At 42.6% G+C, this 12,923-nt stretch carries 13 protein-coding genes; 5 read left to right on the plus strand and 8 right to left on the minus strand.

Features of this window, described 5'->3' with window-relative positions; genetic code table 11:
• Positions 1–32: 32 nt before the first annotated feature.
• Positions 33–1,550 carry an L-carnitine/gamma-butyrobetaine antiporter gene (caiT, locus tag SJ312_RS10535; RefSeq protein WP_004905502.1) on the minus strand — a complete coding sequence of 506 codons (1,518 nt, stop codon included), beginning with the start codon at positions 1,548–1,550 and terminating at the stop codon, positions 33–35.
• A gap of 533 nt (positions 1,551–2,083) precedes the next feature.
• Here caiT and fixA point away from each other — a divergent pair.
• The 5 genes from fixA to SJ312_RS10560 all read left to right on the plus strand — a co-directional run bounded on the left by fixA (position 2,084) and on the right by SJ312_RS10560 (position 6,835).
• Complete coding sequence (fixA, locus tag SJ312_RS10540; RefSeq protein ID WP_004905507.1) at positions 2,084–2,854, plus strand: putative electron transfer flavoprotein FixA; 771 nt, start codon at positions 2,084–2,086, stop codon at positions 2,852–2,854.
• Positions 2,855–2,865: 11 nt separating this feature from the next.
• On the plus strand, positions 2,866–3,807 hold the full coding sequence (locus tag SJ312_RS10545; RefSeq protein WP_004905511.1) for an FAD-binding protein: 942 nt from the start codon (positions 2,866–2,868) through the stop codon (positions 3,805–3,807).
• A 54-nt stretch (positions 3,808–3,861) separates the two neighbouring features.
• Positions 3,862–5,148 carry an FAD-dependent oxidoreductase FixC gene (gene fixC / locus SJ312_RS10550; RefSeq protein ID WP_319867625.1) on the plus strand — a complete coding sequence of 429 codons (1,287 nt, stop codon included), beginning with the start codon at positions 3,862–3,864 and terminating at the stop codon, positions 5,146–5,148.
• Positions 5,145–5,432: a ferredoxin-like protein FixX gene (fixX, locus tag SJ312_RS10555; protein ID WP_004905518.1), complete on the plus strand. Its 288-nt coding sequence runs from the start codon at positions 5,145–5,147 to the stop codon at positions 5,430–5,432. Before fixC ends, fixX begins: the two co-directional genes overlap by 4 nt.
• Before the next feature lie 77 nt (positions 5,433–5,509).
• Positions 5,510–6,835, plus strand: coding sequence for an MFS transporter (locus SJ312_RS10560; protein WP_004905520.1), 1,326 nt, complete (start codon positions 5,510–5,512; stop codon positions 6,833–6,835).
• A gap of 329 nt (positions 6,836–7,164) precedes the next feature.
• On the opposite strand, the gene pgpA is transcribed toward SJ312_RS10560, so the two are convergent.
• The 7 genes from pgpA to secF all read right to left on the minus strand — a co-directional run bounded on the left by pgpA (position 7,165) and on the right by secF (position 12,919).
• On the minus strand, positions 7,165–7,683 hold the full coding sequence (pgpA, locus tag SJ312_RS10565) for a phosphatidylglycerophosphatase A (protein ID WP_004905523.1): 519 nt from the start codon (positions 7,681–7,683) through the stop codon (positions 7,165–7,167).
• Between the two features lies 1 nt (position 7,684).
• Complete coding sequence (thiL, locus tag SJ312_RS10570) at positions 7,685–8,668, minus strand: thiamine-phosphate kinase (protein ID WP_004905525.1); 984 nt, start codon at positions 8,666–8,668, stop codon at positions 7,685–7,687.
• Between the two features lie 243 nt (positions 8,669–8,911).
• A complete protein-coding gene (gene nusB / locus SJ312_RS10575) occupies positions 8,912–9,328 on the minus strand; it encodes a transcription antitermination factor NusB (protein WP_036958557.1) in 417 nt (138 codons plus the stop codon).
• Between the two features lie 103 nt (positions 9,329–9,431).
• Complete coding sequence (gene ribE / locus SJ312_RS10580; protein ID WP_004905531.1) at positions 9,432–9,905, minus strand: 6,7-dimethyl-8-ribityllumazine synthase; 474 nt, start codon at positions 9,903–9,905, stop codon at positions 9,432–9,434.
• 90 nt (positions 9,906–9,995) lie between these two features.
• Positions 9,996–11,111 (minus strand): bifunctional diaminohydroxyphosphoribosylaminopyrimidine deaminase/5-amino-6-(5-phosphoribosylamino)uracil reductase RibD, encoded by a 1,116-nt coding sequence (gene ribD / locus SJ312_RS10585; protein WP_110592405.1) that lies wholly within the window; start codon positions 11,109–11,111, stop codon positions 9,996–9,998.
• Between the two features lie 5 nt (positions 11,112–11,116).
• Entirely contained in the window at positions 11,117–11,566 is a 450-nt protein-coding gene (gene nrdR / locus SJ312_RS10590) for a transcriptional regulator NrdR (RefSeq protein ID WP_004914623.1), read from the minus strand.
• Positions 11,567–11,950: 384 nt separating this feature from the next.
• Positions 11,951–12,919: a protein translocase subunit SecF gene (secF, locus tag SJ312_RS10595; protein ID WP_140172095.1), complete on the minus strand. Its 969-nt coding sequence runs from the start codon at positions 12,917–12,919 to the stop codon at positions 11,951–11,953.
• Positions 12,920–12,923 lie beyond the last annotated feature (4 nt).

Consider the following 12,923-nt stretch of genomic DNA (forward strand, 5'->3'; position numbering starts at 1 on the left):
CAATAACCTCTTAAATGTTGTTTCTGAGTAAATTAGTCATTTTTCCAATGCACTTTGGCATCTTTAATAAAGGAGAGCGTTACCATGATGTTGACGAAAAAAAGTGGGCATCCTCCGGCAATTATCGCTGTTTGAATGGGTTTTAATCCGCCTAACGCCAGCAAAACAATGCCGATAACACCGACTAAGACAGACCAACCGATGCGCACTAACAATGGCGGCTCATCACCATCTTTCACTGCGCGACAAGTCGACATAGCGAGGGTGTAGGAACAGGCATTAATGAGTGTCACAGTGGCGATAAAGCAGAGGATGAAGAAGCCCCAAATTGTTACAGTGCTCAAAGGTAAGGCAGCCCATGTTTCAATGATGGCGCGCGCAACGCCGAATTCTTCAATTAGTTTGGGAACATTAATAATATTTTGGTCAACAAGTTGGAGTGTGTTACTCCCTAAAATAGTCCAAATTAACGTTGTTCCCGCCGTCAAGCCTGCCACCATCCCGATACACAACTCACGGACGGTACGGCCTTTAGAAATACGCGCGAGGAAGATACACATTTGAATGGCATAGATAACCCACCATGCCCAGTAAAACACTGTCCAGCCTTGTGGGAAGCCACTTTTACCTACCGCATCGGTATAAAACAGCATGCGAGGCATATACATCATTAGGACACCGATAGAATCGGTGAAATAGTTCACAATGAAGCTAGCGCCACCAACAATAAATACCCATCCCAACATCAAGAAACTCAGGTAGCTACGGACGTCACTCGCAATTTTCACCCCTTTTTGCAGGCCGAAAGCCACACAAATTGCATTTAGGATGATCCAACAGAAAATGATGATGGCATCAAGTTGTAAGGTATGAGGAATACCAAATAAATATTGAATACATTCAGTAACTAACGGTGTTGCTAATCCTAGACTAGTTCCCATTGCTAATATCAACGCAACGAGATAGAAGTTATCAACAAGCGTACCAAACCACCCGTTTACCCGTTTTTCCCCTACCAGAGGAACTAGCGTACTACTTGGACGAATAACATCCATTTTGCGAACAAAGAAGAAATAACCGAATGCGACAGATAAGAAGCTATAGGTCGCCCATGGGAGTGGTCCCCAGTGAAATAGGCTGTATGCAAGCCCAATATTTTTGGCCTCATTTGAATAAGGTTCAAAGCCAAAAGGCGGTGCAGAAACGTAATAATAGATTTCAATCGACCCCCAAAACAGCACGGCGGCCGAAGTACAAGATGCGAACATCATAAAAATCCAGCTTGCTCGGCTAAACTCAGGCTTCTCTTCTCCTAGGCGTTTCTTAGCATATGGTCCTAAAATCAACCAAAACCAGCCACCAAACATCACGACCATATACCACTCAAATGCCCAGCCCCACACATTGGTGACATAGCTGAAAACTTGGTTGATAACTTCATTTGAAGCATCAAGGTCACGGACAGTTAACCAACACAATAGTCCAACAATGATCAACGGTGGAAAAAAAACCTTCGGTTCTATCCCACCTTTTTTATTTTCTTTGCTCATAGTTCGATCCCAATTTATTATTTAATACATAAGTTTTAAAATAGATATTATTCTCAACACCTAATACATAACCTCATACTTACATTTATTTAAAACTTATATTTATTATTAAATCCCGAGAAACCTAATTAAGTATTAATTCAAATTCTATCTAAATCATGTCTAGTCCCCATTAACAATTCTGTTATTAAGGTCACAATATTATTCGTGATAAATAATTGTTATTGTTTTTTCTATTTAAAATAACTCTAAATACCAATAAATACATAGAGATAAAATATTGTGTAACGTTAATGTTATTAAATACCTTCAGTATTGGTGATTCAGGTAGCAATATTGAACATTTCATTGATAACTAGGTGATTTTTATAATATTGGTGAGTAGGGTATCAGTATGAGTAATTAAACTCCCTTTAATTTAAGGTTTTCAATATTGGTGACTTAGGTTTTATTTTTAAATATCCAGATCATGATAATTATATAATCCGAAACCGAAACGGATCATATTTATTAATATTATTTTAGGAGATGTAATGAATATTATTACATGCTATAAATCTGTTCCTGATGAACAAGATATTATTGTAAATAGCTCAGATGGTTCTTTAGATTTTTCACGTGCCGATACCAAAATCAGTCAATATGATTTAAATGCAATTGAAACTGCCAACCAAATAAAAGCGCAGCAAGCAGACAGCAAAGTAATTGCGTTAAGTATTGGTGGTAAAGCACTAACTAATATGAAAGCGCGTAAAGATGTGCTATCACGTGGCCCAGATGAGCTGGTTGTTGTTATTGATGACCAACTTGAGCATGCACTGCCCCATCAAACTGCGATTACCCTTGGTGCCGCGGCACAGAAAGTGGGCTTTGATTTAATTATTTGCGGTGATGGTTCCGCAGATCTCAATGCACAACAAGTGAGTATTTTATTAGGTGAAACCCTGCAAGTTCCTGCCATTAATGGTGTGAAAAACATTGTTTCTATCACAGCCGATACGGTGATTGTAGAGCGTGAACTGGAAGACGAAATTGAAACGTTATCCCTTCCATTACCAGCCATTATCGCTGTTACCTCCGATATTAACGTTCCCGTTATTCCATCCATGAAAGCCATCTTAGGTGCTGCTAAAAAACCCGTCCAAGCTTGGACGATGGCAGATATTGGCTTAGATAACGTTGCCGCATTATCGTCTCAATCTATCGCCGCACCAAAACAGAAAGTTCGCCAGCGAATCATTATTGAAGGTGATGGAGATGATCAAATTGCGCAATTTGCAGAACATTTAAGAAAAATCATTTAATCGGAGGAGTTATGAGCAAATTATCAACCGTTTGGGTATTTAGTGACATGACTTCCCGTTTGCCTGAACTTATCGGCGGTGCTCTCACCCTTGGTGAGCAAGTCAATGTTTTCGCCCTAGATGAAGCGCAAAGCTCACAAGCTTTTCAACTTGGTGCGACCCAAGTTTTTCAATTAGCAGGTAAACCCGACGACCGTATTATTGAAGATTATGCAGACACTATCGTTTCAACCATCAAACAGCATGGTGATAAAGGTTTATTACTGTTACCGAATACCCGTAGAGGTAAATTACTAGCAGCACGATTAGGGGCTAGACTACAAGCAGTCGTCTCTAACGATGCAACAGCAGTTACAATCGAATCTGGAAAACCTGCAATTAAACATATGGTTTACGGTGGTCTCGCCTTCGGTCAAGAGACTCTAGATAGCGCATTTTCAATTGCAACACTTACCTCTGGTACATTTGAAGCAGCCCCAAGTGATGCATCACGTAACGGCACGGCTCAAGCTACACAATGGGTCGAACCAAAACAATCTATTGTACGTACCTCGATTCAGAAAAAAGCAGGTAGCTCAGTTGAATTAGATAAAGCACGCTTAGTTGTCAGTGTAGGACGGGGTATTGGTAGCCAAGAAAATATTGCTATTGCCAAAACGCTTGCCGACACCATAGGAGCAGAAATCGCCTGTTCCCGCCCAGTCGCAGAAAATGAAAAATGGATGGAACATGAGCGCTATGTGGGTATTTCCAACTTAATGCTCAAACCAGAGCTTTACCTCGCTGTCGGCATTTCAGGGCAAATTCAACATATGGTCGGTGCGAATGGCGCACAAACTATCGTCGCTATCAACAAAGATAAAAATGCCCCTATTTTCCAATTTGCTGACTACGGGATAGTAGGCGATCTGTTCAAAATCTTACCTGCTTTAACGCAACAACTGGCGAAATAAACTCAATAACAGTGAGGCATTTTCCTCACTGTTTTAGTGACCTTTGGAGAAACTATGTCCGATGATATTTTTGATGCAATCATTGTAGGTGCAGGCCTAGCCGGCTCTGTGGCTGCATTGGTGCTTGCCCGTGAAGGTGCGCAAGTTCTCCTAATCGAAAGAGGAAACTACGCGGGCGGTAAAAACGTAACAGGTGGGCGAATGTATGCCCATAGCTTAGAACGAATTATTCCTGGCTTTACCCAAGAAGCGCCTATTGAGCGCATGATCACACGCGAAAAATTGTCATTTATGACCGAAACCGGTGCTGTCACTGTTGACTTCCAAAATGGTGCAGCACAAAGCCCAGATGAAACCTCTTGGTCTGTACTTAGGGGAAAACTGGACCCGTGGTTGGTTGAACAAGCCGAAAATGCAGGCGCGCAGTGTATTACAGGGATTCGAGTTGATAAGTTAGTTGAACGCGATGGCAAGGTCGTCGGTGTGGAAGCTGATGGTGATGTACTTGAAGCTAAAGTAGTCATTTTAGCAGATGGCGTCAATTCACTACTGGCAGAACAACTTGGTATGACAAAACGCGTCAATGCAGAACATGTTGCCGTTGGGGTTAAAGAATTAATTGAACTACCAAAAGATGTGTTGTGCAACCGCTTTAATTTAAATGAGAACGAGGGCGTTGCTTGGCTATTTGCAGGCTCACCGACCGATGGCTTGATGGGCGGAGGCTTCCTTTATACCAATGAAGATACTATTTCTTTAGGTTTAGTCTGTGGCTTACACCACATCAAAGACGCTAAGAAATCTGTTCCGCAAATGCTTGAAGACTTTAAACAGCACCCCGCCGTTGCACCGTTGATTGAAGGCGGAAAAATGGTCGAATATGCCGCTCACGTTGTTCCTGAAGCAGGTTTAAAAATGCAGTCAGAATTAGTACGTGATGGGGTATTAATTGCTGGTGATGCGGCTGGTATGTGTATGAATTTAGGTTTTACTATTCGTGGTATGGACTTAGCTGTTGCCTCCGGTGAAGCGGCAGCAAAAGCCGTACTTAGCGCAATGAAAACCGACGATTTCAGCAAACAAAATTTAAATCAATACCTCACACTGCTCAACGAAGGCCCACTGCGGGACATGAAAATGTACCAAAAAATGCCTGAGTTTTTGGATAACCCTCGCATGTTTTCTGCTTACCCAGAAATGGCAGTTGGTATTGCCAAAAAACTCTTCACTATCTCAAATGAAGCGCCTGTGCCTTTACGTAAGACCATGTTACAACACGCGAAGAAAGTGGGCTTCATGAATTTGCTCAAAGATGGAATTAAAGGAGTCAGAGCAATATGAGTAATCCAGTCAACGTTGATGTCAAACTCGGCATTAATAAATTTAATGTCGATGAAGAAAACCCGCATATTGTGATAAAAGAGCATCCAGATATGAATGTGCTCGAAACATTAACTAAAGCTTGCCCAGCGGGATTATATAAAAAACAAGAGGACGGCTCAGTACGTTTCGATTATGCCGGTTGTCTTGAATGTGGAACCTGCCGCATTCTTGGCTTAGGTAGTGCATTAGAAAAATGGGAATACCCACGCGGCACTTTCGGTATTGAATTTCGTTACGGCTGATTTATTTAGCATAACTCTCGGAGCTAATAACTTCGAGAGTTTTCAAGCGTTTATTTACGCTGACACTGGGATGCATAATGAAACCAAAAAGTTTTGATGATATCCAATTTTCCTCCGTTCATCGGCGGATTATGCTTTGGGGCAGTGGAGGGCCTTTTCTGGATGGTTATGTATTAGTCCTGATCGGCGTTGCCTTAGAACAACTCACACCCGTATTAAGCTTAAGTAGTGAATGGATTGGCTTATTAGGCGCTGCAACATTAGCGGGTCTATTCATCGGTACTTCTCTATTCGGCTATATTTGCGACCAAGTCGGTCGTCGTAAAATGTTTTTAATTGATATTGTTGCCATTGGTGCTATTTCAGTGGCGACCATGTTTGTCTCAACACCGATGGAGCTGCTTATCATGCGGTTCTTAATCGGGATAGTAATAGGTGCGGACTACCCAATTGCAACGTCAATGATCACTGAGTTTTCCAATACCAAACAGCGCGCATTTGCTGTCGGGTTTATTGCGGCAATGTGGTATGTGGGTGCAACCTGTGCCAATCTCGTCGGTTATATGTTGTATGACGTGGAAGATGGCTGGCGCTGGATGCTTGGTAGCTCAGTGATCCCTTGTATTATCATTTTGATTGGTCGTTTTGATTTACCTGAATCACCTCTTTGGCTGATCCGCAAAGGGCGCGTTAAAGAATGCGAAAAAATGATGGAAAAGCTGTTTGGTCAGCCTGTGGTATTCGAAGCCGAAGAACAACAAAAAACACATTTCATCCAATTATTCACTAAGCGCCATTTTTCTTTTGTTCTATTCACTGCCATTATTTGGACCTGCCAAGTGATCCCGATGTTTGCAATTTACACCTTTGGCCCACAAATTGTTGGTCAGCTCGGGTGGGATCAAGGAAAAAATGCTGCACTGGGTAACGTGGTTATCAGCTTATTCTTTATGTTAGGCTGCTTACCCGCGATGTATTGGTTAAATAAAATGGGCCGGCGGCCACTATTGATTGGTAGCTTTGCGATTATGACCCTTGCTCTTGCCATACTTGGTTTATTCTCAAACCTCGGTATTTGCCTTGTAATTATTATGTTTGGTATTTACGCATTCTTTTCAGGCGGCCCGGGTATTTTACAATGGCTTTACCCTAACGAACTGTTTCCAACAGATATTCGCGCATCCGCCGTTGGGGTGATTATGTCAATCAGCCGTATTGGAACCATTTTTTCAACGTGGGCATTACCGCTGTTTATCACTAAATATGGGGTCAGTTCGGTGGTGTTAATGGGGGCAGGTGTTTCTTTGCTCGGGCTAATTGTTTCTATCCTATTTGCACCAGAAACCAAAGGTTTAACCTTAGCACAAACCTCAGTGATGGGTATTCGGCGCAAAAAGAAGTAAAAGAAGTAAAAGAAGTCACCACGATAAGCAATCACATCAAATATACACGTATTTATACGCTAAATAGTTCAGATTGTAGGTAGGCGGCAAGCGAATAGGACCCTAGGAGCATAAACAAGTATGTGACTAGAGCGGATAAGTGAAGCCAACACCCCTACAATTTGAAATATGACGCGTATTTAGTTTGAAATACGATAAATACCAATACGCTAAATAGTTTGGGTTGTGGCTAGGCGGCAATCGAGGTTATCCCGATGAGCATACACAAGTATGTGATTCGGGTAACCGAACGCAGCCAACAACGCCACAGCGCAAAATATGACGCGTATTTAGTTGGTTGAGAATGGCATAATGTCATACCAAACCAACAACCAAATAGTGACATAAGAAAAAATCGCCGCAATGATATCGTCAATCATAATACCAAAACCGCCGCTGACTTTTCGGTCAAAAAACCGTATTGGCCATGGCTTCCACATGTCGTAAATACGGAAAATAAAGAAGGCGGTAATGACCCACTCATAATCAACAACTGGGATCGCCATTAGCGTAATCCACATCCCAATAAATTCATCCCAAACAATACTGCCATGGTCATGAATTTTCATGTCGTCGGAAGTGCGTTGGCAAATTAGGCAACCAATCCAAAAACCCACGATAATGAGTACCCACACACTCCAAATTGGCATGTTTGCCATTAATAACCAGAAAGGTATCGCAGCAAGAGAGCCCATTGTGCCAGGCACAATAGGCGAAAGGCCACTCCCAAATCCTGTGGCCAATAAGTGCCAAGGGTTACGCATATTCAGCCGTTTTTTTGCTTCTGCTTTTTCTTGGCGACTTGCCATTCTATGCACCTTCCGAAACAAAATGATCGAAACCTTTTAGGTTTACATCAACTTCTTGGTTATTGCAAAAGTAGCTAATTCCTTCAGACTGCGGCTTAATTTGCCCGATACACGTAAAGCCTGACCCCGTATGCGCTAATGCCATCTCTAACGCTCCACGATTAATTTCAGGAACAGTAAAACAGAGTTCGTAATCTTCACCACCACTCAAAGACCATAAACGCCCTTGCTCAATACTACAACTTTGTTTCAACGCTTCTGATTGAGGCAATGCATCTAAATTAATCCGTGCACCACAACCACTCGCTTTCAAGATATGGTTAAGATCGGAAACTAAACCATCCGAAATATCAATTGCAGAAGAAGCCAGGTTTCTCAACGCTTGGCCTTGTAAAATCCGTGGCTGCGGACGTAAATGGCGCGCAATTAGCCATTCTTGATGCTCTACATTTTCAACATTCAGTTTGTCTTGCAAAATAGCTAAGCCTGCCGCGCTATCACCGAGAGTACCAGTGACATAAATCCAATCGCCATTACGCGCTCCTGCGCGAGACATCGCCTTACCATTTGGTACTAAACCATGAACCGTATACGTTAAACTCATTGGCCCACGAGTTGTGTCACCACCAATCAATTGCATTCCATAATAATTAAGCTGTTCAAACAAGCTATCACTGAAAGATTGCAACCAATCGCAATCAACACAAGGCAATGTAATGGCTAAGGAAACCCATGCAGGGTCTGCGCCCATCGCTGCAAGGTCACTTAAATTAGATGCTAATGATTTATAAGCAAGATCAGCCGGTGAAATGGTAGGTAGGAAATGGATACCAGAAACGAGAGTGTCAGTACTTACTGCAAGTTGCTGTTTTTCTGGAATGGTCATCAACGCACAATCATCGCCAATACCGATATTAACATCACGTCGGTTAGTGGTTTGACGGTTAAAATAACGCGCGATGAGGTCAAATTCGCCATATGACATGGTAGATTTTCCGTTTTCGCTATATCTATTTTCGTTTGAGACGAAGCAAATAATTTACACCCTAATAATTCAATAATAGGTAAATAGCACACAATTGCTAACCTAAACAGCGTATCTAATTGGCTACAATTATTCTTCGCTCACCTGTCATTGAAATATCGCGAGCATATAAACACAAAGGTAGACTGGAACCCAGCCTACCTATTTATTACCGTAGTGCTACAGGAGGGAACCCTGATATTATTATTTTTTACGACGAACTGCAGGTGCCGCTTTGTCTAATACACCGTTAACAAATTTATGGCTATCTTCTGCGCCAAAAACTTTCGCTAATTCAATACCTTCGTTGATTGCAACTTTATAAGGTACGTCTTCACGGAAACTTAATTCAAACATAGAGACACGTAAAATCGCTTTTTCTACCTGCCCTAACTCTTCTAGCTGACGAGATAAATAAGGCGCCATCAGTTGATCAAGTTTTGTCGCGTTGGTCGCAACACCTGATAACAGTTCACGAAAATAGTTTACGTCAACGTCTGACATGTCCTGTTCAGCAATAAACTCATATTCCACTTCAGCAATTGGATTGCCAGATAATTGCCATGAATAAATGGCCTGTACAGCACACTCACGAGCGCGGCGACGAGCAGCAGGTTTCACAAGATTCCCCTTAAATTTAAAAACTGTACACAAAAAACACTTGTTGCATTGCGTTATCTACACCATTGTGGCGAAAAAACGGCAACAAAGAGCTAATTGTGTATTATTTGCCTTTGATGGCCTTAATTACATTAATCATTTCAAGTGCTGTCAGTGCAGCTTCAGCACCTTTATTACCTGCTTTAGTACCCGCACGTTCAATGGCTTGTTCGATATTTTCAGTGGTTAACACACCAAAAGTCACTGGCACTTCACTGTTCATCGCGACATGAGATAGGCCGGAACTACATTCACCTGCAACATATTCAAAGTGAGCTGTACCACCACGAATAACGGTACCTAATGCAATTACTGCATCATATTTATTAGTTTCAACTAATGCTTTTGTGGTCAACGGTAGCTCATAAGCGCCTGGAACCCACACAATTGTGATGTTGTCATTTGAAACCTGACCAATGCGCTCTAACGCATCAACAGCACCTTCCAGCAGACTATCATTAATAAAGTTGTTAAAACGAGCGATAGCGATAGCAACACGCGCTTGTGGAGCAGCAACAACACCTTTAATTACGTTCATAGCCTTCCTCTAATATTAATTATAACCCGCGGGGCGCGGATTTTATCACATTCTTTCGTGTATCGTACGTATGATTTTCAAAAAAACCACTTACCATACGGGACGAAGCCTGACGCGTAGGTCTGGCCCGACTTGCTTCACTTCTGTAAATTCAAATTTTGGCGCATCAATAAGGGCATTAAGCGGTGGGAAGTCCACCAGACCTCGAGCGCTATTTCCTAATAATTTAGGCGCAATATAGACAATCAGCTCATCCACTAAACCTAACTTAAGCAATGAGCCTGCAAGTTTTGCCCCTGCTTCAACCCAAATGCTATTCACATTACGTTTAGCCAATTGCATCATCAAAATAACTAGATCGGTGCCGTTTTCATCAGCAGGAACAGCGAGTTGCTCAACTTGCCCTTGCCATACTGCATTTTCATCTGGGTTTGAACGCACTAACCAGCATTCACCATCTAATTGAGTGACTTTATGACCAGAAGTTACACGATTGTGGTTATCCAACACAATACGAATGGGCTGGCGCACTTGGTTTTCTGGATAAACTTGTTGGATGTCTGATGGGAGCTCGTTCCAACGTACCGTTAAAGAAGGGTCATCAGCAACAACCGTGCTGCTCGTACTTAAGATAGCGCTAGCCTCGGCTCGAAGAGCTTGTACATCTTTGCGAGCTGCCGAGCTGGTAATCCATTTACTTTCCCCTGATTCAAGGGCGGTTTTGCCATCGAGTGAAGCGGCAAGTTTCAACTGGATATAAGGAAACCCGGTACGCATACGTTTTAAAAAGCCGCGGTTTGCCGCTTCAGCATCATCTAGTAAAACATTACTGTGCGTTTCAATCCCTGCTTGCGACAACATATACAGGCCACGGCCCGCAACTTGAGGGTTTGGGTCTTGCATGGCAGCAACAACGCGGCTTACACCCGCTTTGATCAGCGCCTCTGCACAAGGTGGGGTACGACCGTGATGACTGCAAGGCTCAAGGGTGACATAAGCCGTTGCCCCTTGCGCTTTATCTCCTGCCATCCTTAGTGCATGGACTTCTGCGTGGGGTTCCCCCGCTTTTTGATGATACCCTTCACCGACAATAGTACCATCACGCACAATCACACACCCGACATTTGGATTAGGTGATGTGGTAAAACGCCCTTTTCGTGCCAACTCAAAAGCACGAGCCATATACATGTTGTCTTGTTCAATCATTGGCGTTAATCCTGTAATTTAGCGATTTCTTCGCCAAATTCACGCACATCTTCAAAGCTGCGGTAAACAGAAGCAAAACGGATATAGGCAACTTTATCGAGCTTTTTCAGCTCATCCATAACCAAACTGCCAATTAATTTCGACGGGACTTCACGTTCCCCGGTAGCCCTAAGCTGGGATTTAATAGAAATAATAGCTTGTTCAATATCATCAGAACTTACAGGCCGTTTTTCTAATGCCTTTTGCATACCACGATTAAGCTTTTCTTCATCAAAAGGCTCACGAATATCGTCGCTTTTAATGACTCTAGGCATGACAAGTTCAGCCACTTCAAAGGTTGTGAAGCGTTCATGGCACAGTAAGCATTGGCGGCGTCTACGGACTTGGGACCCTTCACCGACCAGACGCGAGTCAATAACTTTCGTATCTACAGCTGAGCAGAATGGGCAGTGCATAGCGTTTCCTGAATCTATTTAGGGGGAGATAGTTTACCCTACTATGCGAGAAAAAACACCCTAGAAGATGCCTCCTAGGGTGTTCTCGTTGCTCTTCATATTTCGCGTTGTAGGGGTGTTGGCATCGTTTATTAACCCTAGTCACATACTTTTGTATGCTCCTAGGGATTAATTACACTTGCCGCCTACCTACAACACGAACTATTTTGAGCACTAATAATTGGCTTAACTCTTCATAATTCCCGTCGTAGGGGTATTGGCATCGTTTATTAACCCTAGTCACATACTTTATGTATGATCCTAGGGATTAATTACACTTGCCGCCTACCTACAACACGAACTATTTTGAGCACTAATTGGCTTAGTTACTCATCGTTTTTAAAACTAAGGCAGTAACGACTCTTGGTCTGCACCTTCTTTTTCGACTTTCGCTTGCATCAAGTGTTCACGCTTCATACCCATCTTCAGTGCTAGTGCAGAAGCCACGTAAATAGATGAGATAGTACCGATAGTTACACCGATTAACATAACCAATGAGAAGCCTTCCAACATTGCGCCACCGAACAGGTATAGCATCAGAACCACTAATAATGTGGTTGCTGATGTCATAATGGTACGGCTCAATGTTTGCGTCAAAGAGACGTTCATGATTTCGTACGGTGTCCCACGACGAATTTTACGGAAGTTTTCACGGATACGGTCTGATACAACGATACTGTCGTTCAGCGAGTAACCGATAACCGACATCAATGACGCCACGATAGTCATATCTATCTCAATATGGAACAAAGACAGAATACCTAAAGTAATCACCACGTCATGCGCAAGAGATAGCACGGCACCCGCAGCCAAGCGCCATTCAAAACGGAACCCAACATAGATTAGGATACAAATCAACGCAGTTAACAGAGCCAAAGCCCCTGTTTGCGCCAATTCAGCCCCAACACTTGGCCCCACGAATTCAATGCGTTTTACGGTTGCTTTATCATCCACACTTTGATTGATAATCGTGATAATTTCTTTGCCGACTTCTTGACCCGCGGTGCCTTCAATAGGCGGGATACGGATCATGATGTCGCGGCTGCTACCAAAGTTTTGGATTAGTGGATCTTTATGGTTCGAGTTAGACAAGCTATCACGAATTTTATCCAAATCAGCTGGCTGACTTAAGTTGATTTCAATTACCGTACCACCTGTGAAATCTAAGCCCCAGTTAAAACCCTTGATGCCGATAATCACAAAAGAAGCAATCAGTAATACGATAGAAATGCTAAAGGCAACGTTGTCCCAGCGCATAAAGTCATAAACTTTACGACCATAGTTCAATTGTTCAACAGTATAATCCTGTGCCACAACG

The organism is Providencia sp. CIM-Carb-044 (genome assembly GCF_033901115.1).
GTDB lineage: Bacteria > Pseudomonadota > Gammaproteobacteria > Enterobacterales > Enterobacteriaceae > Providencia > Providencia hangzhouensis.

Excerpts from the sequence above, each read along its gene's own strand:
- nrdR (WP_004914623.1), bottom strand. The coding sequence starts at position 11,566 with ATGCACTGCCCATTCTGCTCAGCTGTAGATACGAAAGTTATTGACTCG.
- fixC (WP_319867625.1), top strand. The coding sequence starts at position 3,862 with ATGTCCGATGATATTTTTGATGCAATCATTGTAGGTGCAGGCCTAGCC.
- fixX (WP_004905518.1), top strand. The coding sequence starts at position 5,145 with ATGAGTAATCCAGTCAACGTTGATGTCAAACTCGGCATTAATAAATTT.
- ribD (WP_110592405.1), bottom strand. The coding sequence starts at position 11,111 with ATGATTGAACAAGACAACATGTATATGGCTCGTGCTTTTGAGTTGGCA.
- ribE (WP_004905531.1), bottom strand. The coding sequence starts at position 9,905 with ATGAACGTAATTAAAGGTGTTGTTGCTGCTCCACAAGCGCGTGTTGCT.
- thiL (WP_004905525.1), bottom strand. The coding sequence starts at position 8,668 with ATGTCATATGGCGAATTTGACCTCATCGCGCGTTATTTTAACCGTCAA.
- pgpA (WP_004905523.1), bottom strand. The coding sequence starts at position 7,683 with ATGGCAAGTCGCCAAGAAAAAGCAGAAGCAAAAAAACGGCTGAATATG.
- caiT (WP_004905502.1), bottom strand. The coding sequence starts at position 1,550 with ATGAGCAAAGAAAATAAAAAAGGTGGGATAGAACCGAAGGTTTTTTTT.
- SJ312_RS10545 (WP_004905511.1), top strand. The coding sequence starts at position 2,866 with ATGAGCAAATTATCAACCGTTTGGGTATTTAGTGACATGACTTCCCGT.
- SJ312_RS10560 (WP_004905520.1), top strand. The coding sequence starts at position 5,510 with ATGAAACCAAAAAGTTTTGATGATATCCAATTTTCCTCCGTTCATCGG.
- fixA (WP_004905507.1), top strand. The coding sequence starts at position 2,084 with ATGAATATTATTACATGCTATAAATCTGTTCCTGATGAACAAGATATT.